At 62.6% G+C, this 23323-nt stretch carries 25 protein-coding genes and 1 tRNA gene; 13 read left to right on the forward strand and 13 right to left on the reverse strand.

Features of this window, described 5'->3' with window-relative positions; all coding sequences use genetic code 11:
• Positions 1–11: 11 nt before the first annotated feature.
• The 4 genes from GA566_RS06685 to GA566_RS06700 form a co-directional block, all read right to left on the reverse strand.
• On the reverse strand, positions 12–1094 hold the full coding sequence (locus tag GA566_RS06685) for an ABC transporter ATP-binding protein (protein WP_160472146.1): 1083 nt from the start codon (positions 1092–1094) through the stop codon (positions 12–14).
• 2 nt (positions 1095–1096) lie between these two features.
• Positions 1097–1984: an ABC transporter permease gene (locus tag GA566_RS06690; RefSeq protein ID WP_160472148.1), complete on the reverse strand. Its 888-nt coding sequence runs from the start codon at positions 1982–1984 to the stop codon at positions 1097–1099.
• A gap of 12 nt (positions 1985–1996) precedes the next feature.
• Positions 1997–2947, reverse strand: coding sequence for an ABC transporter permease (locus GA566_RS06695; protein ID WP_137924465.1), 951 nt, complete (start codon positions 2945–2947; stop codon positions 1997–1999).
• Positions 2948–3146: 199 nt separating this feature from the next.
• The gene (locus tag GA566_RS06700; RefSeq protein ID WP_160472150.1) at positions 3147–4832 is read right to left on the reverse strand and encodes an ABC transporter substrate-binding protein; all 1686 of its coding nucleotides are present in this window, start codon (positions 4830–4832) and stop codon (positions 3147–3149) included.
• A 191-nt stretch (positions 4833–5023) separates the two neighbouring features.
• On the opposite strand from GA566_RS06700, the gene GA566_RS06705 reads away from it, so the two are divergent.
• A complete protein-coding gene (locus tag GA566_RS06705; protein WP_160472152.1) occupies positions 5024–6271 on the forward strand; it encodes a Zn-dependent hydrolase in 1248 nt (415 codons plus the stop codon).
• An 83-nt stretch (positions 6272–6354) separates the two neighbouring features.
• Here the strand turns inward: GA566_RS06705 and GA566_RS06710 are convergent, their stop codons facing one another.
• Entirely contained in the window at positions 6355–7140 is a 786-nt protein-coding gene (locus GA566_RS06710) for an IclR family transcriptional regulator (protein ID WP_137924468.1), read from the reverse strand.
• A gap of 233 nt (positions 7141–7373) precedes the next feature.
• Between GA566_RS06710 and GA566_RS06715 the strand changes: the two genes are divergently transcribed.
• From GA566_RS06715 to GA566_RS06740, 6 genes are all read left to right on the forward strand, one after another.
• Complete coding sequence (locus GA566_RS06715) at positions 7374–8072, forward strand: GntR family transcriptional regulator (protein WP_160472154.1); 699 nt, start codon at positions 7374–7376, stop codon at positions 8070–8072.
• Between the two features lie 34 nt (positions 8073–8106).
• Entirely contained in the window at positions 8107–8781 is a 675-nt protein-coding gene (locus GA566_RS06720; RefSeq protein WP_137924470.1) for a DUF2848 domain-containing protein, read from the forward strand.
• 30 nt (positions 8782–8811) lie between these two features.
• Positions 8812–10134 (forward strand): amidase, encoded by a 1323-nt coding sequence (locus GA566_RS06725; RefSeq protein ID WP_160473239.1) that lies wholly within the window; start codon positions 8812–8814, stop codon positions 10132–10134.
• 182 nt (positions 10135–10316) lie between these two features.
• A complete protein-coding gene (locus GA566_RS06730; RefSeq protein WP_137924471.1) occupies positions 10317–11642 on the forward strand; it encodes an MFS transporter in 1326 nt (441 codons plus the stop codon).
• 193 nt (positions 11643–11835) lie between these two features.
• A tRNA-Leu gene (locus tag GA566_RS06735) sits at positions 11836–11922 on the forward strand.
• A gap of 186 nt (positions 11923–12108) precedes the next feature.
• Positions 12109–13113 carry a site-specific integrase gene (locus GA566_RS06740; protein ID WP_160472156.1) on the forward strand — a complete coding sequence of 335 codons (1005 nt, stop codon included), beginning with the start codon at positions 12109–12111 and terminating at the stop codon, positions 13111–13113.
• Here the strand turns inward: GA566_RS06740 and GA566_RS06745 are convergent.
• The 4 genes from GA566_RS06745 to GA566_RS06760 form a co-directional block, all read right to left on the reverse strand.
• Positions 13087–13434 (reverse strand): hypothetical protein, encoded by a 348-nt coding sequence (locus GA566_RS06745; RefSeq protein WP_160472158.1) that lies wholly within the window; start codon positions 13432–13434, stop codon positions 13087–13089. The two genes, GA566_RS06740 and GA566_RS06745, sit on opposite strands and share 27 nt — an antisense overlap.
• Positions 13435–13438: 4 nt before the next feature.
• The gene (locus GA566_RS06750) at positions 13439–13648 is read right to left on the reverse strand and encodes a hypothetical protein (protein WP_160472159.1); all 210 of its coding nucleotides are present in this window, start codon (positions 13646–13648) and stop codon (positions 13439–13441) included.
• Between the two features lie 40 nt (positions 13649–13688).
• A complete protein-coding gene (locus GA566_RS06755; protein ID WP_160472161.1) occupies positions 13689–16397 on the reverse strand; it encodes a toprim domain-containing protein in 2709 nt (902 codons plus the stop codon).
• Positions 16398–16475: 78 nt separating this feature from the next.
• On the reverse strand, positions 16476–16727 hold the full coding sequence (locus GA566_RS06760) for an ogr/Delta-like zinc finger family protein (RefSeq protein WP_370459274.1): 252 nt from the start codon (positions 16725–16727) through the stop codon (positions 16476–16478).
• 291 nt (positions 16728–17018) lie between these two features.
• Here GA566_RS06760 and GA566_RS06765 point away from each other — a divergent pair, with 291 nt between their 5' ends.
• From GA566_RS06765 to GA566_RS06785, 5 genes are all read left to right on the forward strand, one after another.
• Positions 17019–17453, forward strand: coding sequence for a helix-turn-helix domain-containing protein (locus GA566_RS06765; RefSeq protein ID WP_160472163.1), 435 nt, complete (start codon positions 17019–17021; stop codon positions 17451–17453).
• 78 nt (positions 17454–17531) lie between these two features.
• Positions 17532–17987, forward strand: a complete 456-nt coding sequence (locus tag GA566_RS06770; protein ID WP_237380079.1) for a hypothetical protein — start codon at positions 17532–17534, stop codon at positions 17985–17987.
• Positions 17988–18250: 263 nt separating this feature from the next.
• Positions 18251–18736, forward strand: coding sequence for a BRCT domain-containing protein (locus GA566_RS06775; RefSeq protein WP_160472166.1), 486 nt, complete (start codon positions 18251–18253; stop codon positions 18734–18736).
• Positions 18737–18862: 126 nt separating this feature from the next.
• Positions 18863–19651 carry a hypothetical protein gene (locus tag GA566_RS06780; RefSeq protein WP_160472167.1) on the forward strand — a complete coding sequence of 263 codons (789 nt, stop codon included), beginning with the start codon at positions 18863–18865 and terminating at the stop codon, positions 19649–19651.
• A 38-nt stretch (positions 19652–19689) separates the two neighbouring features.
• The gene (locus GA566_RS06785) at positions 19690–20250 is read left to right on the forward strand and encodes a PH domain-containing protein (RefSeq protein ID WP_160472169.1); all 561 of its coding nucleotides are present in this window, start codon (positions 19690–19692) and stop codon (positions 20248–20250) included.
• A 34-nt stretch (positions 20251–20284) separates the two neighbouring features.
• Here GA566_RS06785 and GA566_RS06790 read toward each other — a convergent pair whose 3' ends face one another.
• Positions 20285–21016, reverse strand: coding sequence for a site-specific DNA-methyltransferase (locus GA566_RS06790; RefSeq protein WP_160472170.1), 732 nt, complete (start codon positions 21014–21016; stop codon positions 20285–20287).
• Positions 20970–21176 carry a Com family DNA-binding transcriptional regulator gene (locus tag GA566_RS06795; protein ID WP_160472172.1) on the reverse strand — a complete coding sequence of 69 codons (207 nt, stop codon included), beginning with the start codon at positions 21174–21176 and terminating at the stop codon, positions 20970–20972. Before GA566_RS06795 ends, GA566_RS06790 begins: the two co-directional genes overlap by 47 nt.
• Before the next feature lie 232 nt (positions 21177–21408).
• Here GA566_RS06795 and GA566_RS06800 point away from each other — a divergent pair, with 232 nt between their 5' ends.
• Positions 21409–21729 carry a hypothetical protein gene (locus tag GA566_RS06800; protein ID WP_160472174.1) on the forward strand — a complete coding sequence of 107 codons (321 nt, stop codon included), beginning with the start codon at positions 21409–21411 and terminating at the stop codon, positions 21727–21729.
• A 14-nt stretch (positions 21730–21743) separates the two neighbouring features.
• Here GA566_RS06800 and GA566_RS06805 read toward each other — a convergent pair whose 3' ends face one another.
• Positions 21744–22844: a phage late control D family protein gene (locus GA566_RS06805; protein WP_160473241.1), complete on the reverse strand. Its 1101-nt coding sequence runs from the start codon at positions 22842–22844 to the stop codon at positions 21744–21746.
• A 37-nt stretch (positions 22845–22881) separates the two neighbouring features.
• Positions 22882–23322: a phage tail protein gene (locus tag GA566_RS06810; protein WP_160472175.1), complete on the reverse strand. Its 441-nt coding sequence runs from the start codon at positions 23320–23322 to the stop codon at positions 22882–22884.
• Position 23323 lies beyond the last annotated feature (1 nt).

Genomic DNA, 23323 nt, shown 5'->3' on the forward strand with positions numbered 1-23323 from the left:
TCTCCGCGTGGTCAAGGCGTGGCCGCGTGCAGGCCGGGCGTCATGCGGCGCAGCGGCAGCGAGTGGCCGCCATCGGGCATCGCCATCAGGCAGGACACCGGATGGCCGGCCAGCGCGTCGGACAGCGTCGGCGTGCGGCGCTCGCAAACCGGCTCGGCGCGGGCGCAACGCGGATGAAAACTGCATCCGGGTGGCGGATCGATCGGATTGGGGGGATCGCCAGCCAGTGGCGCGGCCAGCGTGCGGTGGTCGGGGTCCATCGACGGCATCGACGCCAGCAACGCGCGTGTGTACGGATGCGCGGGATTGGCGTAGACGGATTCCGTATCGCCAATCTCCACGACCTTGCCGAGATACATCACCATCACGCGATCGCACAGATAGCGGATCACGTTGAGATCGTGGCTGATGAAAACGTAGGTCAGGTCGAACTCAGCCTTCAGATCGAGCAGCAGGTTCAGCACCTGGGCCTCGACCGATTTGTCGAGCGCGGAGACGGCTTCATCGAGAATCACCAGCCGGGGCCGCAGCGACAGCGCCCGCGCAATGTTCACGCGCTGACGCTGGCCGCCCGAGAGTTCGTGCGGATACCTACCGGCAAAGCGCTTCGGCTCCAGCCCCACGCGCTCCAGCAGATAGCGCGCCCGCTCGGTGGCTTCCTTTGCTGGCACACCATGGACGCGCGGCGTGAAGGCAATCGATTCCTCGATGGTCAGGCGCGGGTTCAGCGATGAGTAGCTGTCCTGGAACACCATCTGCACCTGGCTGCGGTAAGCCTTCAGCGGCAACTGTGCAGAGCCCACACCCTGTGCGTCGAAGATCAGCTCGCCGCGATCATGTGGAGTCAGTTGCATCAGCAGGCGTGCGGTGGTGGACTTGCCGCAGCCGGATTCACCCACCACGCCAAGCGTCTCGCCTTTCAGTACATCGAAGCTGACACCATCGACGGCGCGTACTACGCCGCCCTTGCGCAGCGGCACGGGTGATTTCAGCGGGAAATGCTTGACGAGGTCGCGCGCGATGACCAGTGGTTGTGCCGGGCCGCCGATGTCGATGGCGGGTGCGGCGGGCAGGGGAGCAAGCGTATCGGTCATGTTCACTCCTTGATTTCCATGGCCGAGCGGATGCCGTCGGCCAGCAGGTTGAACGAGATCGACGTCAGGAAAATCATCGCGCCGGGCAGGGCCGCGACCCATGGCTGCGTGTAGATGGCCGTGCGCAGCGTGTTCAGCATCAGGCCCCATTCGGGTTCGGGCGGCTTCACGCCGAGGCCGAGAAAGGACAGCCCCGATGCGAGGATCATCGACACGGAAATCAAGCTCGTCGCGTAGACGAAGATCGGGCCGAGCACATTGTTGAGTACATGCGCGCGCACGATGGTCAGCGACGACGCGCCGGATGCGCGTGCGGCATCGACGAATTCGCGATTGCGCGCCTGCGTGGTCACGCTCTCCGCCACGCGCACGATCTGCGGAATGAAGACGATGGTCAGCGACAGCAGTGCGTTACCCACGCCCGCGCCCAGCGTGCCCGACAGCGCAATCGCCAGCAGCACGGAGGGGAAGGCGTACAGCACATCGGTCAGTCGCATGATCACGGTGTTGGTCCAGCCACCCGCGTAGCCCGCCACGATGCCGATGGCGCTGCCAATCACAAAGGCCAGCAGGACCGGCGTGATGCCCATGAACAGCGAGAGCCGTCCGCCAAGCATCAGGCGCGACAGCATGTCGCGGCCCAGTTCGTCGGTGCCGAGCGGATAACCCTCGAAGCCGATGGGCTTGAGCCGCTTCAGGATCGACGACGCATACGGATCGGCCGGCATCAACACCGGTGCGAAGATCGCCATCACGATCAATGCCAGCAGGATCAGTGCTGCCAGCATGGCAAGCTTGTTGCGCAGTAGCCGGCGGCCGACCGTGTTCCAGTAACCCGGGGAGCGCTCCACCGGCAGCGCGGCCACGCCCTTGTTCAGCGTCATTTCCATGGCGGTGCCTCCTTAGTTGCGTTGGATGCGCGGATCGAACAGCGTCTGCAGCGCGTCGACCACGAGGTTGAGCATCACGAAGAACACGGCCAGGATCAGGATCGTGCCTTGCAGTAGCGGAAAATCGCGCTGAAAGATCGCTGCGTTCAGCAGGAAGCCCGTACCGGGCCACGAGAACACCGTCTCGATCAGGATCGAGCCGCCCAGCAGGTAGCCGAGTTGCAGACCCATCACGGACAGCGCCGTGGGTGCCACGTTCTTGACCACATGGCGGAACACGGCGATGTCGGATAGCCCGCGCGCGCGTAGCCCGACGATGAATTCGTTAGAGAGAATTTCAGCGACCAGGGCGCGGATGGTGCGGGCAACGATGCCCATGGGGATCACGGACATCGTGACGGCCGGCAGGATCAGGTACTGGATATGCTCCCAGTCCCACGTCCAGTCGCCCGAGCCGCCGGGGCCTGCGCCGGTTGCGGGCAGCCAGCCCAGCACCACCGAGAAGGCGATCACCAGCACCATGCCCAGCCAGTAGTGGGGGATGCTGACGCCGAGCACCGAGATGAATGAGGCGACGCGGTCGGACACCGAATCGCGCATATAGCCCGCGACAAAACCGAACAGGCAGCCAAACGTGAAGCCGATCAACGTAGCTACCGTGGCGAGACGAATCGAGTTGATCACTGCCTTCGACACTTCGGCCATCACGGGCCGGTTCGTGGCGATCGATGTACCCAGGTCGCCGTGCAGCGCGCGCACCAGCCAGTGGATGAATTGTTCGAGGAAGGGCTTGTCGAAGCCGTACAGCGCAGTCAGTTGCAGGCGCAGTTCTTCAGAGGCATCCGGCGGCAGCACCGAGACCAGTGGATCGCCGGGCGCAATGTGGACCAGCGAGAAGCAGAGCAGGGCGACCCCAAGCAGGATCGGCAACGCATACACGATGCGGCGGAGCAGGTAGGTCATGGGCGGTGGCCGGCTGTGGGGTGAACCAATATTGTTTGAACTCGGTTCCCCTCTCCCGCTTGCGGGAGAGGGGTAGGGGAGAGGACCAGCGGTTCAAACATGCGATATGTCGGCAAGCAGAACGACATGCCCTCTCCCCCAGCCCCTCTCCCGTTGCACGGGAGAGGGGGGCAAACCAGCGGGAGATGACAACCCCGCCTCAATCCATCGACATCGTCGCGATATCGATAAACCAGCTTTGCGGCTGCACCACGCCCTTCACCTTCTTCGAGATCGCGCGCGGGCCCACGTCATGGGCGATCAGCACGAACGGCGATTCCTCGACGATGCGCGCATGCAGCTTGGCCAGCGCGGCGTCACGGTCCTTTTCACCAAAGGAGGTACGTGCGGTCTCGATCAGCTTGTCGAACTCTGCGTTGCCAAAGAAGCCCCAGTTGTTCGAGACCGGCGGCTGCGTCTTGGTGCTGACGAAGCGGACCATCGCGAAGAACGGGTCCATTGCGGCAAAGCTCACGTTGATGGCGTTGGCGCCGTGGGCGCTGGCGTCTTTGGCGCCGATGCGCCAGTTCGTGAACAGTGTGTTCCACTCCACGACATCGAAGTCCACGTCGAAGAAGCACTCCTTCAGGTTCTGCTGCACGTACTCGTTCATCGGCAACGGCTGCATCTGGCCAGAGCCCGATGCCGAGACCTGCACCTTGACCTTCACCGGCTTGGCGGCCGAGAAACCTGCCTCGGTCATCAGCTTGCGGGCGGCGGCGGGGTCGTACTTGATGTCGAACTTCGGATTGCCCCACCACGGGTTTCCAGCTTCGACAATGCCCTTGGCCTCCGCCATGTAGCCACCCAGCAGCGTCTTCAGACCAGAGCGATTCACGCAGAGGTTGGCGGCCTGGCGCACGCGCTTGTCGAGCCAAGGCGAGTTCGGTGCGAACGAGAGCTGCCACGGCCACATATGCGGCTGCGCGTTGGCATAGACCTCGAAGCCGCGGCTCTTGATCTGTGCGACGGCATCGGGTGCCGGTGCTTCGATCCAGTCGACCTGGCCGGACAGCAGCGCGGCGGTGCGCGCGTTGGCTTCAGGCATCGGCAGCATCACCACTTTGTCGATCTTCGGCACGCGCTTCGCATCCCAGTACGACGCATTCTTCGCCAGTTCCAGACGCTCGCGCGGCACGAAGCGCGTCATCTTGAACGGACCCGTGCCCGAGGCATCGGCAGCAAAGGCCACCCATGCCTGCTTGCTGCGCTCGGCAGCATCGGTGACGGAGGCCGGCACGGACGCGAACTTCTTCTCCCATTGCGTGGGCGAGGCCATGAACAGGTTCGACACGTTGTATGGCACGAACGAATCCGGCTCGGACGTAACCAGTTCCACGGTCAGGTCGTCGATCTTCTTCGCACTGCGCAGCGTGGGCATGCGCGAGGCGGTCACGCCCACCTGGCTGGCATCGAACTGCTTGGCGGTCTTGTCGAGTACCTTGTTGACGTTCCAGACCACGGCGTCTGCATTGAAGGCGGAGCCATCGTGGAACTTCACGCCGGAACGCAGCTTGAACACCCACTTCGTCTTGTCCTTGTCGTCGACCTTCCATTCGGTGGCGAGATCAGGAATCAGCAGGCTCGGTCCGTTGCTCTTCGAGAGATCCCACTGCGTGAGCGCGTCGTACATCGGAATGCCGGTAAAGCGATTGCCCTCGAAGCCCTGGTCGGGCTGACCGAGGGTGCGGGGGATATCGGCGGCGGTCATGCCGATGCGCAGCGTTTTCTCGGCCATCGCGATACCGGGCAGGGCGAGTAGCGAGAGTGCGACGGCGGTAGAGACGCAACGGATCGTGGTGGAGAAACCTTTCGCGCGGGAAGACGTGGGGTGGGTCACAGGCATGGCTCCTGATGGATGGGGATGAACGTCCGATGGTGCGGATGGGGTGATGACAGGGTGCTGCGTTCGATCTAGCAAGTGATGTGCCAGTAGCCATGCACCATCGCAAACGCCTTCGCTAATCCATGCGGCGTGGTCTGGATCTTGCTGAAGCGGTGCACCTCCTACGCTCACCCACTGCAGACAACCAAGACATGGATTCGCAATTCACTCCCCGCATCAATGGCGCCCGCCTGTGGCAATCGCTGATGGACCTCGGCGCAATCGGCGCCACGCCGAAGGGCGGCGTGTGCCGTATCGCGCTGACCGATGAAGACCGCAAGGGCCGGGATCTCGTGGTGCAGTGGTGCCGCGATGCCGGGCTCGACGTCCGCGTGGACGAGATCGGCAATGTCTTCGCGCGTCGTGCCGGTACCGACCCCGATGCACCGGCCGTGGCCACGGGCAGCCATATCGACACCCAGCCCTCTGGCGGCAAGTTCGACGGCAACTTTGGCGTGCTGGCGGGGTTGGAGGTCATGCGCACGCTCGATGACCTCGGCATTGCCACACGCGCACCGCTGGAGGTGGCGTTCTGGACGAACGAGGAGGGCACGCGCTTCACGCCGGTGATGATGGGTTCGGGCGTCTTCGCGGGCGTGTTCGATGCCGAGGATGCGCGCGCCCAGCAGGACCGCGACGGCATCAGCGTGGGCGATGCGCTGAGATCAATCGACTACCTCGGCACGCAGCGCGCGGGCGAGGTGCCTGGCGGCATGTACGCGGCGTATTTCGAGGCCCATATCGAACAGGGTCCGGTACTGGAGGCGGCGGGGCTGCCGATTGGCGTGGTGTCCGGCGCGCTGGGCCAGCAGTGGTACGACGTGACCGTGATCGGTCAGGATGCGCACGCCGGTCCCACGCCACTCGCATTGCGTCACGACGCGCTGCTGGCCTCGGCCCGCATGATCGAGGCCGTCAACCGCATCGCGCGTGACGAGGCGCCGCATGGTCGCGGTACGGTGGGCTTTGTCGAGGTCACGCCGAATTCGCGCAACGTCATTCCGGGGCGCGTCGATTTCTCGGTCGATTTCCGTAATCTCGCGCAGGAAGGGCTGGACCGCATGGATGCGGCGATGCACGCGGCGTTCGGTGGCATCGCGGACGTGGCCGGTGTGACTGTCGAGATCCGGCAGGTGGTGAAGTTCGAACCCTGCATCTTCGCGCCGGCCTGCGTGGATAGCGTGCGCCGCGCTGCTGCGCAACTGGGCCTGCCGCACATGGACGTGGTCAGCGGCGCCGGCCATGACGCCGTGTACGTAGCCCAGCGCGCGCCCACCGGCATGATCTTCGTGCCGTGCAAGGACGGCATCAGCCACAACGAACTGGAAGACGCGCTACCGGAGCATATCGAGGCCGGAGCGAATGTGTTGCTGGTGGCGATGTTGGAGCATGCGGGATAGCGATATCGATGGCTATGCCCTGTGGTTTTCTCCCCTCTCCCGCATGCGGGAGAGGGGAGAAAACCAGTGGTAGAGGCACGCGATCAATGCCCGATCGACCGCGAAATCGCCCACGCACACTCGATCACCAGCGGCCCCAGTTTCCTCTGCGCCTCAGCCATCGTCCACCGGCTCGCTGGCGGCGACACATGCACGGCGCCCACCGCTTCACCGCGGCTATTCACGATCGGCGCGCCCACGCCCATATCCCCGAGAAACAACTCTTCCTCATTGCACGCATAGCCCAGGCTGCGGCACGCCACCACTTGCGCAAAGATCGCATCCACATCGGTCAGCGTGGCCGGCGTGCGGGGCGCACGCGTGGATGCCTCCAGCACCGAGCGCACCTGATCGTCCGGCAGTTTGCTGAGGTAGGCGCGGCCTGAACTTGTGCAGTACATCGGAATCCGCATGCCCACGGGCGTCAGCACAGGCATGTGCTTCGCTGTCATGAGTTGCGCGACGTACACCATGTCCAGCCCCACAGGCTCGGTCAGGTTGGCCGTTTCACCGCTGGCGTTGGCAAGCTGCGCAAGATAAGGGCTGGCAATCGGAATCAGTGAATCGGCGGCCAGATAGTTGAAGCCGATCTCCATCACCTTGGGCGTCAGCCGGAAACGACGGGTCTGGGGGTGCTTGTCGATATAGCCCAGCCGTTCGAGGGTATGGACGGTGCGCTGGGCGGAGCTCTTGGTCATGCCCGTGAGCCCCGCCAGTTCGGCGAGTGTCAACGTGCGATGCACGGCGCTGAAGGCGCGGAGCGCTTCCAGACCTTTTTCGAGCGATTGGTTGAACAGCGGGTCAGGGCGTTCGCTGTCGGTGTCATTCATGGATTGGACCTTGGCACCATCGACGTGACTCGCTGCACCACGATGGCCGCATATTGCACCAAGATACTAACGAATCGGTAATCGATTCGAGGCGAGTGGTTGATGATACGCCACTCTATGAACCTCATGTTCACGCATCGTGTTTACCCTAATCTGATTCGGGTTGTGCTCTGTGAAATATCACACTAGTATCACTGCAACTTCAAAGACAGCAGCATCAAGATTTCACGCCCATGGTGAATCCCATCCGACTGGTCGGTGCTTCCGATCCCGTTCCCACCGCGCTGACGCCTGCCCAGAGTGGCGCGGCGATGCGCGAGCAGGCTTACACCGAGATCAAGCGCCGCATCATCGCGTGCGAATTCCGGCCCGGCGAGCCGCTGATCGAAGCGCAGGTTGCCGCGTTGATCGGCCTGGGCCGTACGCCCGTGCATCAGGCGCTGCATCGGCTGGAAGTGGAAGGGCTGGTGTCGATCCTGCCGCGCAAGGGCGTGCTGGTGACGCCGCTGTCCCTGAATGAAGTGCTCGACATGATCGAGGTACGCGCCACCAACGAGGTGCTGTGCGCCACGCTGGCCTGCGAGCGCGGGCACGACAGCGATTTCAAGGCGATGCGCGATATCGTGGATCGCTCGCCGGACCTGATTGCCCGGCGCGACATCCCGGCACTCGCCTCGCTTGATTTGAAATTCCACACTGCCATGTCGGCCGCCTCGCGCAACCGCGTGCTGGCCGAACTGCTGCGCGGCCTGCACGAGAAGCAGGCGCGCTTCTGGTTCCTCTCGCTATCCGATCCGCAGCATCTGGAAAACGTGTACCAGGAGCATCTGGAGATCGTGGACGCCCTTGAGCGCCGCGACATCCCAGCCGTGCGCGAATCCATCCGCGAACACATCGACGAATTCCGGAAGAACATCATCCGGACACTCTGACCGAATTTTTCCCCTCCGTAACAAGGTAGTAATCATGCCGACACTGCAACTTCAGGTAGCCGGCGGGGGCGCACTCGCCCTCGACATCGAACGACTGATCATCGCTGGCTGGACCGGCCGCGACCGCGACGCCGTGCAGCATCACATCGACGAACTGGCCGCCATTGGCGTGAAGCCGCCCGCCACCGTGCCCACGTTCTATCCGCTGGCCGCGCAGCTTCTGACCACCGACGATGTGCTTGAAGTACCGCGCGATGATTCCTCGGGCGAGACCGAATTCGTGCTGCTGCAGGGCAAGGACGCGCTGTATATCGGCATCGGCTCCGACCACACCGATCGCAAGGTGGAAGCCTATGACGTGACCGTCTCCAAGCAGATGTGCGCCAAGCCGATGGGCCGCGACGTGTGGCGTTTCGATGAGGTGGCGGATCACTGGGACGTGCTGGAAATGCGCTGCTGGCGTGTACGCGACGGCCAGCGCAATCTGTATCAGGAAGGCAAGGTCACGCGCCTGCTGGACCCGCGCGATCTGATCCAGCGCCTGACTGGCGAGGCGCAATTGCCGCCCGGCACGGCCATGTTCTGCGGCACGCAGGCTGTGATCGGCGAGATGGGTCACGGCGAATCGTTTGAAGTGGCGTTGCACGATCCGGTGCGGAACCGTACGCTGCGTCATACCTATCGCGTGGAAACGCTTGCTGTAGCCTGACCAGACAAGATTGAGGAACAGAGGATGACGATGACAGCCCCGACCATTGCCGAACTCGCCGCCGCATTGGCAGCAGGCCGTACCACCAGTGTCGCGCTGACCGAGGCCGCGCTGGCGAATATCGACCGCCATCAGAAAGCTGGCGGTGCAGCGTTCCTGAGCGTGGACGCCAATGGCGCGCTGGCCCAGGCCCGTGCCGCCGACCAGGCCCGCACGGCCGGTAACGTGGCGTCGCCGCTTGCTGGCCTGCCCGTATCGATCAAGGATCTGTTCGATGTGCGCGGACAGGTGACGCGCGCGGGTTCGAAGGCGCTGGAAGGCAATGCGCCCGCGCAGGCCGACGCACCTGCCGTGGCGCGTCTGCGTGCCGCAGGCGCCGTGCTGATTGGCCGCACGAACATGAGCGAGTTTGCGTTCTCGGGGCTGGGTTTCAATCCGCACTACGGTACGCCGCGGTCGCCGTTCGACCCGGAGCGCCTCAGCGGCGGTTCCACATCGGGCGGCGCCGTGAGCGTGGCGGAGCAGATGGCCGTGGCCGCACTCGGCACCGATACCGGCGGCTCGATTCGCATCCCCTCGGCATTCTGCGGCCTGACCGGCTTCAAGCCGACCGCCAGCCGCGTGCCGCTCGACGGCGCCGTGCCGCTCTCGACCTCACTCGACTCCGCCGGCCCGCTGGCGCGCTCGGTAGCGTGCTGCGCGGCCGTGGACGCCGTGCTTAGCGGCGAGACGCTCGACACCCGTCCCGCAGCGTTGCGCGGTCTGCGCCTGTATGTGACGCGCGATTTCGTGCTCGATGGCATGGACGCAGAAGTCGCGCAGGCATTCGAGGCCACGCTGGCCCGACTGTCGGCACAAGGCGCGCAGATCGTCGAGTTCAACTTTGCCGAACTGCGTCGTCTGCCCGAAATCAACGCGGCAGGTGGCCTGACTGCGGCGGAAGCGTGGGCCTGGCACCGTGAACTGCTGCAGACCAAGGGCGACCAGTACGACCAGCGCGTGGCGCAACGTATCCGCCGCGGCGAGAAGCTGACGGCAGCCGACTACATCGTGCTGCTGGCCGAACGCCGCGCCATGCAGCAACGCGCCGCCGAACTGCTGCGCGATGCCGATGCGTGGCTGATGCCCAGCGTGGCCGTGCGTGCGCCGCGCCTCGACGCCATTGCGCGCGACGAGGACTTCTTCGCGATCAACGGCCTGGTGCTGCGCAACGCCAGCGTCATCAACTTCCTCGACGGTTGCGCCAGCTCGCTGCCGATGGGCGAAGGGATGGGGCTTGGTGTGTGCGGCCTGCGCGGCAGCGATGCCCGCGTGCTGCAGGTATCCGCTGCGATCGAAGCCGCATTGGGCTGATACCGGCCTGATTTCTCGCTGAAGTTTTCGCCGAAGTTTTTTGATTCCCGATACCCGGTTGCTGATTCAACCGGACCGGGCAGGGATTCTGCTGCCCGTCGCCAGCGCCAGCACAGCGCATTGCGAGAGGGCCTCGCCAACGTAGCGAGGTCCCGCCCACCACACCCAAGGAGTAGTCACCGATGTCTTCCGTGATGACCGGCGCCCCTGGCGCCCTGGACAGCCTGCCGCCTGCGGAACTGGCCCAGCAACGCAGCGAGGCGTACCGCAAGATCACCGTGCGCCTGATCCCGTTCCTCGTCTTCCTGTTCATCCTGGCGTGGATCGACCGCGTCAACGTGGGCTTTGCCAAGCTCCAGATGCTGCAGGACCTGCAGTTCAGCGAGGCCGTGTACGGCCTGGGCGCAGGGATTTTCTTCATCGGCTACTTTCTGTTCGAAGTGCCGAGCAACCTGCTGCTGGAGAAGATCGGCGCGCGCAAGACGCTGGCGCGGATCACCATCCTCTGGGGTCTGGCGTCGATGGCGATGATCTTCGTGAAGACGCCGATGCAGTTCTACACGCTGCGCTTCATGCTGGGCATTTTCGAAGCCGGCTTCTTTCCGGGCGTGGTGCTGTACCTGACCTACTGGTTCCCGGCCGCCCGCCGTGCGCGCATCAACGGCCTGTTCATGACCTCGTTCGCCATCGCCGGCGTGGTCGGCGGCCCGCTCGCCGGTTTCATCATGAGCGTGATGGATGGCGTGGATGGCCTGGCCAACTGGCAATGGCTGTTCGTGATCGAGGGCATCCCGTCGGTGCTGGCTGGCTTTGCCGTGCTCGCCTTCCTGCCCGAGAAGCCCGTCAATGCGAAGTGGCTCAGCGCCCGCGAACAGGCCATCGTTACCAGCGACGTGGACGCCGAAGCCCGCGACCCGTCCAAGCATGCACACCTGAAGGACGCGTTTGCCAACTCGCGCGTATGGATCTGCGCCGCGATTTATTTCTGCGTGGTCAGCGGCAACGCCACCATCGCGTTCTGGTCGCCGTCGATCATCAAGGAGCTGGGCGTACACGGCAACCTGCAGATCGGCCTGATCTCAGCCATCCCGTTCGTGGCCGGCACCATCGCCATGGTGCTCAACGGCATCCACTCGGACCGCACCGGCGAGCGCCGCATGCACTGCGCCATCGCAACCCTGATCGCCGCAGTGGGCCTGACCCTGACCGGCTTCTGGCTGCACAGCGCCGTGCTGGCCCTGGTGGCACTAACCATCGCCTCCATCGGCATCCTGGCTGCGTTCCCGGTCTTCTGGTCGTTGCCCTCGGCCTTCCTGACCGGCACCGCAGCAGCGGGCGGCATCGCCCTGATCAACTCGATCGGCAACCTGGCCGGCTTCGTGGCGCCTTACACCATCGGCTGGTTCAAGAGCACCACCGGCCAGCTCTCATCGGGGCTGTATTTCGTGGCCGCACTGGAAGCGTGTGCCACCGTGCTGGTGATTGCGTTTATCCGGGGACGGAAGTAACCGAAGATCGACGAAGCGGGCAGGGGGCTGGATTCCCTGTTCGCCTTACGATACAATCCGCATCCTCATTACGCCGCAGGCTGCAGTCACGCCAGCGGCACGGACCGGCTTCCGGCGCGCCATGCGCCACAAGCAAGAAAAGGCGGGCAGCTCCAGCCGCCTTTTTTGTTTTCCGAAGCCGTTTCCAAGGACCGCGAGGGTGGCGAAATTGGTAGACGCACCAGGTTTAGGTCCTGACGCCAGCAATGGTGTAGGGGTTCGAGTCCCCTCCCTCGCACCAACCATCTTTTTGTGACGAATACACCTCACGTCACTATCCCCCACTAAACGTCCGTAATCCGAAGCCAGACAAGGCTCCCCGGGTGTTTTGCATAGCGGCTTCGTCCACGCCACGCCACTTCACGCCACTATATAATCACCCCGCGCTCCCCGAATTTTCCCCGCGAACTCCCCGCGGCAAGGGCGTATGGCATCTATCCAAAAAGTGGCGACGGGCTGGCGAGTCCAGATCCGTATTGGCGGTCAGCGGGACGACCGCACCTTCGAAACCAAGGCAGCGGCTCAGGCATGGGCGGCGCAGCGCGAAACCGAGATCCGGTCGATTGCCGGAGGGTTGGGTAGCAAGACGTGCACCGTCGGTGATGTCCTGGACGAGTATCAGCGCAGTGTCAGCCCTCAGAAGCGGGGCGCCCGATGGGAAAAGCTGCGCCTCGAGGTGATCGGAAGGAAGAAGATCGCGGGCCGCCAATTCCGAGACATCCGCCTGGCCGACCTGCAGCCGGCCGATATCGCTGCCTGGCGTGATGCCCGCGTGCGTGAGGTTTCCGGTTCCTCTGTCTCTCGCGAAATGTCGCTGCTCTCCCACGCATTGGAAGTTGCCCGCAAGGAATGGGGCTGGCTGGTGCGAGATCCAATGAAAGACGTCCGCCGACCACCGGAGAATCCGCCCCGGACGCGGCTTATCAGCGCCAAGGAAATCGACCTGCTCACCGCTGCCATGGGATATGTCGAAGGGCTACCAGTAGCCCTACCTTCCCAGCGTGTGGCCGTCGCCTTCCTGCTAGCGATCGAGACCGCCATGCGGTCCGGAGAGATGCTCGGTCTGACCAGCCGTACTGTTGACTATGAACGCCGTGTGGCCCATCTGCCGCTGACGAAGAACGGCGGCGCTCGGAACGTGCCGTTGTCGACCAGGGCGGTGGAGTTGCTTCGGATGTTGCCGGCCGTGGACGACGGCAAGCCACTGTTCAATCTGTCCGCCGCCAGCCGCGACGCCTTGTTTCGCAAGGCAAAAGAAAAGGCCGGCATCGCCGGCCTGACGTTCCACGACACGCGACACGAAGCCATCACGCGCCTGGCGAAGAAGTTGCAGCCGCTGGATCTGGCCAGGATGACCGGGCACACCAACATCCAGGAGCTGCTTACGTACTACAACGAGCCGGCTTCAAGCATCGCGGAGCGTCTGGGGTGAGGCATGCCGAGCAGTGCGCTTTGCGCGCTGCTTGTACGACCTGGCCCAGGCGATGACCTCAGCGGCTTCCCAAAGCGGCGTCGCCTGCGTCAGTTCATTGCCGCCGGATTGCATCGAGGGGATACGGATCGGCGCCGGGAAGTCGGTTTGGACAACGATGCGTTCCCGCACTACGCGGATCGACCGCATCAGATATCGGGCAATGCATTCGACGTTCCATAGCGCGACATTGAGCGGAACGGGGGCGTTCACATGCTCCGCGACTGCAAGGGCGAGCTGGTCGACGAGTTCGGATGAAAATGCGTTGCTGCTTTCAGCCATCCCCTCACTCCCCAAAGTCCCCACCAGCCTGCCGCTTCAAATCCACCACGGCCGTACGATCCGCCATGCGGCCAGGCACCTTGACCGCCATCGCCCGAGCCGCCGCCACTACCGTTCGTCGCAGCAGCTCCGACATCCCCTCAAACGGCGTAACGATCCGCAGCACCTGGTGCGCGTGGCGCAACTGCGCCTCAGTGACAATCGGCATGTTCATGACGCCCTCCCAAGCAAGCTCACATTGAACGAAGACATACTCACGCTCCTTTATTCCCCGAGCGATCCTCGAACACCCAGCACTTCAAGGTGCTCGGACGTTTCGGAAGATGCAGATGCTCGGCATTGAAACGCGCGTTGATCGCGCTGTTGACGACCCGCAGATCGATGAACTTGCGGTGCCGGGATGTCTTCAGCACGCGTTTCAGGTCGGCCAGCGGGGGAAGGTTCAGGCGGCGCTCGTTGGCCTCCTGTTCAAGATGGCGCAGGCTGATGGCGATCAGGCCATTGCCTCGCGCGTGATTCAGCACGGCGCGGTCGTCGTCGGCTGATTCGATGTGCTCGTACAGATCCCAAAATTCCTGCACAAGCGGGTGATCGGAGGCGATGGCCTGCTGGCGCTCGACGGTCATCGTTACGAGCTGGCGCAGCGCGGCGTCGCGATACTCGGGGCGCACTGGCAACACCATGTCGAGTGCGTCAACCATGGCCATCACCTGTGCGTGGTTCTTCGCCAGGCGAGCGGTCGTTACGCCCGGCGTGCGCAGCAGCACGTCCTGGTGGCATTGCATGCGTGCGACGAAGCCGCCGAGGATGTCCTTCTCCTTGAGAATCGAGGCCAGCAGAAAGCCGGACACGTCCTCCACGGGCATCTGCTCCAGCGCGCGGGCAGCGGCGAACGTGTCGGCGTTCTGCCCGGCCCGGTCGAAGTAGAGATGGACAATCCGCTGCAGCACCGGCTCGCTGGCGTTGACCTCGGCGTTCTGGCTGATGACCACGGTGCCGCGGAAGGGCGGCTCGTAGGTTTCGTTACCCGCGTTCTTCACGCCCCGTGCGCGCGTGGCGTGGCCGTTGTAGGCCGTTTTCAGCTCGTTCCAGTCGAAGCCCTTGACCTTGCTGCCGTCCTCGCCCCGGTCGCCCTCGATCAGCACCACGGGCAGGTTTGCCACCTGGGCGAAGTTGCGCGCCCGTGCGGCCAGCGATGATTTCGATGGATCGAACCCTTCATAGTCGCGCCGGCCGCACAGCTTCCACAGGAACTCGATCAACGTCGATTTGCCGGCGCCTGGCTCCCCGACGATCTCCAGGAACGGAAAGCTCTTCTGGTTGATCGCCTCGCCTTTGCGGATCTGCTCAGCGAAGAACGATCCGAGCCAGAACGCCAATGCAACGATGCCCTTCGCGCCAAAGGCGCGCCACAGCAGGTCCACCCAGTCCCGCCGCATCTTCTGCAGTTCGGTGTTGATCGAAAGGCCGGCCGAACCGCCGATGGTCTTGATCGACAGCCGACCCACGTCGAAGAAATCCTCGTCATTGAGCGCATGCCGCTTGCCGTTCTTCACGGCCACGTCGCCATATACGTAGCATTCGTGCTCCTTCGAGTAGCCCACATAGTCGATGGTCTGCACGCTGCGGATGCGGTGCATTTGCTCTTTCAGGTAGGCGTCAAGCTGGCCGTTGGTGCCCGTGTAGAAGGCGCCCGGCGCCACGGCCAGCAAGCGCTTCTTGAACTCGCCGGCGGACGCCACCTGGGAGCTGGTGAACGTGTTCTTGACCGGATCGGAATCGTGGGAGAACGCCACGCGGAAGTAGTACCAGGCCTCATCGGTGGCCGCGTTAGCCTGGTAGTAAAGGACAGTGGGCAGGCATGTAGCGATGTTCGTGACCACACCAGCCTTCAACATCGCCGCATCGCGGATCTCGTCTTCCGGCATCTCGTCGTGCGCTTGGCGCACGGCGTCCATCTCGCGGTTCAGCGCGTCGAGGTCCACTTTGAACCAGTACAGCCGGCTCTCGAAGTCGAAAGCGAACTGGCTCATGCTGGTGCGGCCGTAGATCAGCCGCGCCTTCTCGGCGGCGGTCGGAGCGGCCACAAGGGCGCCGAGGTAGCGGTATTCCTCAATCTCAGGCGCCGACAGCTTGTCGAGCTGGTACAGGTCGTTCCAGTCGCGCTTCTTCGATCCGACCTGCTTGGGCAGCGCAATGGTCGCCTCCCAGCCTTCTTCGCGGCTGCGCTTCAACCATTCCTTCCCGTACCGCGTGCCGGCCTTATCGGCATCAATTGCCCACACGAGCTGGGGCCGCGCACGTCCGCCGGCGGCGCACTGCTCGGCCAGCCCCTGCAGCGCCAGCGAGGGGTAGTTGGTGCAGGACATTGCCGCCACGGCGGGAATGCCACGCAGGATCAGCGCAATGGCGTCGAAGATTCCTTCAACGATCCATACCTCCTTCTCCTGAGCGTGGCTGGCTCCCGGCGGCTGCCACCACATCCCGCGATAGCTGCCGTAGAACGTTGCTTTGCGGTCGCCGAACCGATGCGCCTGGTCGATGATCCGCTCCCAGTACACACGTGGCGCCAGCGGAAACCGCACCGTCGCGCTGCCGATCTTCAACTCGTGGCTGTAGTAGCTCTCCTGCGTGTACCAGGTGCCGATCGTCGCCAGGTCGAAGCCCCGGCCATCGTGCAGGTAGGCATCGGCGGACGCCTTCGGGTTCTCCGGTGTCGGCGCGTAGCGGTCGGACCAGCTCTCAAAGAGATCCGAGTACAGATCCTTGATGTGCAGCTCGACGCCGCATTTGTTAAGCCGGTTGCAGCGGATCACCCACGGGGCATTGCCGAAGGCCCACAGGGTTTTCTTGCCGCACGACGGGCATAGCCCGGCCTCCAGCTTCTCGCCGGAACGCTTCTCCTTGAACGCGTAGTCGCGCAGCAGGCGGGCGGTGACGTCGGTATGAAGGGATGGGTTCATGGAATCCGGGCAAGAGAAGTCCCTCACGCCCCGAAAGGGCATGAAGACGGTCAGCGAAAGGGAAGGGCGGTTAGGCCGCTAGGTCTGCAGGAGATCTAGCTGGCGAGTGTCCTGTGGGATGTCGCGCGCTCTGGATTGCGGCAGGAACACCTTGGGATTCGGGTTCAGGCTTGGCACGATGGTGTGGACGACGGTCGACAGGATCTTGCCGGTCGTGCCGCAGAAGATGTTTGGACACTGGAAGTACTTCTCACGGGTGAGATCGGAGAGTTCGCGACTGGTCCGGATAGTGACGCGGGTCTTGCAGTGTGGGCAGAGATCCATCGACATCAGATGGCCCTCCGGGATGAGGTCGAGTGCTCCGGTCTGCTGCGATACGTCAACAGTCCTTCAAGTAGGAGCAAGCGTGCGAGTGAAGACAGCGAGCGGTTCTCTACCAGCGGCTAATTCTTCGAGTTGCGCGTGCTCAGTGGGAAGCAGACGCATGCTGATTGGCTTGTCCTTCAGCACCCCACGCGGGGCACGCGATACCGGTGATTTCGCACGAGACATGGCGGATATACTCAGTGTGAAAGTTAGCGTTGCACAACTTCAGTATCTTACCGAAAGGAAGTTTTTTCAATGATCCAGAGGGAAGAAAGGGAATGTTTAGGAAAACGCCTATTCGATGAGCGCAAGCGAGCCGGACTCACCCAGGCAGCTCTCGCCGCGATAGGCGGGGTCTCGCCGAAAACGCAGGTCTTCTATGAGAAGTCTGAGCGCGTCCCTGACGCTTCCTATCTCGCTGCCATAGCGCGCGAGAACTTCGACGTGATGTACATCCTCGTCGGCGAGCGCGCATTTGAGCCGCTGTCAGCCGAAGAGAGCAGGGTGGTCTCTGCGTACCGCCAACTCGACGCGCGCGCTCGCGCGGGCGTCCTAGCCCTGCTCAGCGGCATGCAGCCCGAGTCGGCCCAACGCGTCAGCGTGAAGGGCGACGTTGGCCAGCTCGTCGAGGGCGATCTCCAGGTGTCGGCGCCGATGACGATCAACATGGGAAAGAAGCGCAAGAACTGACTCAAACAAGGCGCGCGCAACGACGCGCGCCACGGGTATGGGGTCTGCCGTAGTCGTAGGTTCTTTCTTGGGAATGCAATGAAGAAACACGATGTGATCGTTGAGGGAGATGTAGGTCAAGTCGTGGTCGCATCGAGCGTCGTGTACCACGCTGGCAGTGGTCCAGGCCAAATGAACAACGCCATCAACATGGGCGGCTCTATCGAGCATGCGCATAGCGGGGTGGCAACGTCAGCATGCAACGCCTCGATCTCTTGCGGTAGATGCGCCGCCCTGGCGAAACAGTTGCGCCGATTCAAGCTCGCTCTGGCACTGATGGGAGCCGCCATGTGCGGTGCCATTGGGGCAACCGCGCGAAGCCATGTCGCCGAGGCCGCACCACCGCCAGCGGTCGCAACCCAGTGCCAGTTCGATGGACGTCAATACTCGGCAGGAAGCATCGTCAAGATGATGGACGGCCTCTCCCGCGAATGCCTCGATGCAGGCAGCGGAAGGTCGCTCAAGTGGTCGGAGTACCCGCTGCGACCAATCTAGATTTTCACCAGTTCAAGCGCCCCCTAACTTCCCGTGGTCCTTGGCGGACTATCGGATGTGTCTGCCTTTCGCCATCAAGGTGCAGCAGGCACGTGTCTAAACAGGAGGGTGAGTTGCCCATTGCGAAGCAGGTACGAAAGAAGCGGTCACCGACTCGCTAGTCGGACTGCCATCTTAAAGGTCGGTGCCACGTACGCCGGCGCCTGGTAGACGTTTTCATGTCGCCCCTTTCCCAACGACCTATCGCGGTCGAAAGGAGGGCTATGAACCTGCAATTCCTGTATCGAAACGCCAAAGGCGAGACCAAAGAGTACGAAGTTGCGAACTGGGTGGAAGCTGGCCACTACATCGATGGCTACAGTCTGACCTCCCGCGCCTTCCGCACATTCCGAAAAGACCGGGTGCTCGAATATCTTCATGGGGGCAGCTCGCTACTGGTCGATCCATTTACGCCAGCACCACCAAAAATCTTGCGGACGAAAGCTCCGGCACACGATCCCAATGTGCCGCAGATTGCCTTCACCGGGTTCGGCAAGGATCACCGCGCGGCGCTTGAGCAGCAGGCCGCAACAATGGGCCTTCGAGTGGTCAAGTCGGTCACGCAATCGCTGACGTTCCTTTGCACGGGTGGTAACGCTGGGCCGAAGAAGGTGGCGAAGGCAAAGGCGCAGCGGGTCTACATCCTTACGGAACCGCAACTGGACGTGTTGCTGGAGACAGGCGAATTGCCCGACGACTGCTGGGATTAGAGCGGCTGGAAACTGGAGGGGTCCTCAGCAAGGCTAAATGACGGAGGGAATTGGCCGATAACGTCTGAGGGCCGGCTTGCCCTTGAGGCTTGCGTCACCTGTTGAAATATTTAGCCATCCGCATACATGAACCGTTCCGATCTGCCCGACGCTGCCGGGTACTTCTACCTCTTTGCGTCGATTTCTTCGTTAGTGACCTTCTACTGGGTCTATGCTTCCGAGCAGGTTCGCGCGGCGCCGCTGTATCCGGGGTCTACTATGCCAATAACATGGCAGTGGGCGCTCAACGGTGCTTGCACCTTGGTCAATCTCATCTGTGCAGCGGCGCTACTGCAGCGGCGGTCATGGGCTAAAGCCGCCGTGTTGGCCCAGTTGGTTGCAGCCGCTCTTCTCATATGGTTCCTATCGACGGGAAAGCTCGTTGTCGACGCCTGGTGGATGTTCATATCTGCAGTGCCCCTGCTAATGATTTGTCGTGCACCGATCATTGCAATACCACAACGCCGCATTTCACGGTCCCAGCGCGTCGGTCGCATCGCAGGCTTCGGCATCTATATCTGTGCGACTCTCGCAATGTACGTGACCGTAGCGTCGCTGTTTAGCGGGACGTCGCCGACGGCCACCTCGCCAGCCATGACGAGCAGCGGTGCAATAGTCTGCCTTGGCATGGCTTTGGCGGTGATGTGGTTCGGTAGCTTGCTCTGGGGTGACAAAGACCTTGCGCGGGAGGTGGCCGGCGTACTGCTGACCGCGTTCGCCTCGTTCATGCTACTTCAATGCGTCAATGCCTTCGTCTACGTGCGGGTGAGCCATCCACAGGTCCGAGGTCTTTTCCATTGGGATCCCACTATGCAGATACTGGTTATTCTGGCAATCATCGGCTTTACGTTAGTGGGGAAGTCCCGCAACAAGTAGATTCAGTGTTCAGCGCTCTATAACAAGGCAACTACAGAATGTTTGATTTCAAGAATTCCAGCAAGGAACAGCTCAAGGTCGAGTACAACCGCATCGCACGTGAGATTGGCGACGATCAGTTTTTCACGAAGAAGGAACTCAACCACCTTCCCGAGATCCTGATGGATCGGGAACAGGTGCTGGCTTTCACATCCGGTCTGATGGACGGGAACACGTGGCTCATCGTGCTGACGGATCACCGTGTTCTTTTCCTCGACAAGGGGATGATCTACGGGCTTAAGCAGGTGTCGATCAATCTCGACAAGATAAATTCGGTGTCGGGGAAGACCGGACTTATGCTAGGCGAGATTCGGATCCAGGATGGCGCCAGTGAACGGATCATCAAGAATGTCTGGAAGAAGACGGTCGTCCCCTTCACCAACAAGGTACGCGACGCGCTTCATGCGCATCGGCAGCCCAAAGGTGTGCCTGCAGCACCACCGCAACAAGCTGCCGAGGATGACATCGTTTCGAAGCTGGAACGCCTGGCGGCGCTGAAGGAACGAGGCATCCTTACGGACGCCGAGTTCGCCGAACAGAAGGCGAAAATTCTGAGCTGAAGGAAGACTATCTGTGAGGGCTGACCTGCGCGGGTCAGGCGGCGGACAGCCTCTCCGTCGCCTTTGCGTGATACGTCTCCTCGATCTCACACCCAATCCACCACAACCCTCGTTCCTTAGCCGCCAGGAGGAAAGTCCCCGACCCTGCAAACGGATCGCACATGACGCTGCCCGCCGGAACGAGCTGAATCACTTCCTGTGCCAGGCCGGCAGGCTTCTGCGACATATGCACCTTCGGCCGAGGCAACCGTTCGGAGAACACGCCCGGTAGGTGAACCTTCTGGTCCGTGCGAACCGCGCCTTTCGTCGCCCACACCATGAACTCGGCCTGCTGCGAGAAGCCGCCCAGACGGGGCCGTGCGCCGCCGGACATCTTGTCCCACACGGCGATGCCGCGCCAGATGAATCCGGCAGCCTGGACGGCGTCGGTGAGGCTTGGCAACTGCCGCCAATCAGTGAAGCACACCAAGTGCCCACCGTCCTTCGCGGCGCGATACGCCTCGCCGAGCCAGCTCATGCACCAGAATGTCCAGGAGCGTTGGTCCTTGTTGTCGTGGTGGAATTCAGGGTAGAGGGTCTTCACGTCGGACCCGATGTACTTCTGGCCCGGCGACTGCGCCCGAGTGCTGGCGTGCAGGCCGCCGGACGAGTAGGGCGGGTCGGTGAAGTACAGATCGACAGATCGGTCGGGAAGGCTGCGCAAGACTTCGAGTGCATCCTTACGATGAAGGCGGTTCAACAGCTTGGCGGGAATGACGGGCTTCATGGACGGTATCTCCGATACACGAAGCTCTTGGGCCTTCTGATGCGGGGCGCTCGGCCCTCAGTTGGTTCATCGTGCCGCAGCGTGGGCACTTGATGGCGAGTCGAAGGTATTCGCCTGCGCCGAGTTTGCGGTTGCAGCTACCACAGCGGATGTCCTGCATGTCGGTTGTCTTCCAGCGTTGTGCTAGGATTCCCGCGCCTCGCGAGGTGGCGCGGCCCTGGCCGGACTGGCAGGAACGATCTGCTGGAATGGGGCGTGACTGGTGCGCTAACACCAGTTATGTCGCCGCGTCTTTTGATTATCGACGGGGAGTAGGCTGAGTGACAGGCACCGGTGTTGTCTGTCGAGTATCGACAGCAGAAGCGATAGGTCAGAGGTATGGGGAGATTTTGATGCGATCAGACATCCTGCTGATTATTCACTACGCCGAAGTTGAAATACGCGCTATCGCTAAACAGTATGTCAGTCACTGTCTGGTCGAATGTATCGGACCCGACGCAACAACACTCGCTTTGGGCGTCTGGGTCAAGACGATGACAGACGAAGAACGCACCATGTTGAGCAACAATCCTGCGTTGCGCGACGAGTTCGAAGGTGTCTTCCGCTCTCGTGGGTATCCGGAAGAGTCTATTTCAGGAATCAATTTCTTATTTGAGTCTCAAGAGACTGTAGATCGCGATTTTCACGGCAACTGGGGCTTCGCGATGAGATGAAGTTGGTTGGGGCGTTATGCCCCTTCTCGCACATTCACTTCCAACTCCACCCCCGTCAAATACCCCCCGTCCGACAGAGTGTGGGTTACCTTCGTCACAAGCCACTCCGTACCATCGATCTCCGCCTTCCACCCGCTGACGGTTGCCGGTAGCTCCGGAAACAACTCCGGCCGTCCGCGCGCCAGCGTGATCCGAAACGCCGCCACCCCTCGCTGTATCCGCTGCCACTCCGCACGCGCCGCGCGCTCGGCGTTGGCCTTCGTGGCGTAGGTGTGGCGCAACACCTTCACGTTGTCGAGATTCCGGTTGTCGATGACGTCCGCAGCTTTGCGGGTCTTCTTCTGTTTCCCCTGGCGTTTGCCTTCGGTAGGAGCCTCCGCCACTACCACCACATTCGAAGCATCTACCACCACCTCCCCCTTCTTCGCCTGCCGCGCATCCTGGTAATACGCCTTCGCGCCGTTGTAGTTATCGCGCGCGACCACGCTGAACGTATGGGTATCGCCGCTGGCGCGAGTGATCTCGACAGTAGGCAGGTCGATGCCTGATGCGCTTTGGCCGGCGCCGGCGCGGATGAACAACAGCTTGCCCTGCTTGACCGTCGCAATGGCGTCGTGGTCCTTCGCCAGGCGGGTGAGGAAGTTGGCGTCGGATTCGCCGGTCTGGTCGATATGGTCGATGACCAGGTCGGCTAGGGCGGGCGCGACCGCAGCTTCCAGGCCGTTGTGCGTGGCGATGACACGGACGATGGCGCCGAGGGTCTGGTCTCGGTACGTTTGTTCCTTCCGGGTGGTCAGGCCGCTGGAGAGGTCTGCGCTGCGTGCGCGGATCGTCAGGCGGTCGGGCGGCCCGGTGTGCTCCAGCTCGTCCACCTTGAACTGGCCTTTCTCGACCAGGCCGGTGTCTTGCCAGCCGAGTGCGAGTGAGAGCGTGGCGCCTTTCTCGGGCAGATCCAGTAGGCCGTCGGCATCGTCCAGCTCGATGTCGAGCTGGTCCGCCTCGAAGCCGCGGTTGTCGGTCAGGGTCAGGGAGATCAACCGGCCCTGGAATCGGCTTGTGACGTCCTTCTTGCCCTGGCGCAGTTGGTAGATGGGAACGGCAGCCGTGCCCGCCATGGCGTCGGCCAGCGGCGCCGTGGTGGGCGTGGGGCCATTAGTGGATGGGGCGAACATCGGGCGCTCCAGGCTGGGCAGGTTCGTTGGCGAGTGGCTCGTGGATTTCGTCGACGCGTGTGAGGTTCAGCGTGAACTCGATGCGCCGCGCTTTGCCATCCGGGAAGAACAGGCTGCGGGTGACGGACAGCGAATCGATCTCGAACATGCCGTAGTATCGGCCGGAGCCTTCGATCAGCACGTATGGCTGGCCTGTGTCGCCCATCTGCCGAAGGTGGTCGATGGTGTTGTCGCCGCCGCTCAGTTCGGGCAGCAGCACGCCTGAGAGCGTCACCGTCTCGTCGTCCAGGCCGGTGTACTGGCGCGATGCGCGACGGCCGACGCGGTTGTTCGACGGATGGCGCCAGCCGATCTGCTGCTGGAACTCCTGGTAGGGCGCCGTCTCCAGGGCGAAGACGAATAGGCCGAGCGCCATCATCATG

The sequence above is a fragment of the Cupriavidus sp. SW-Y-13 genome (genome assembly GCF_009793345.1).
Classification (GTDB): Bacteria; Pseudomonadota; Gammaproteobacteria; order Burkholderiales; family Burkholderiaceae; genus Cupriavidus.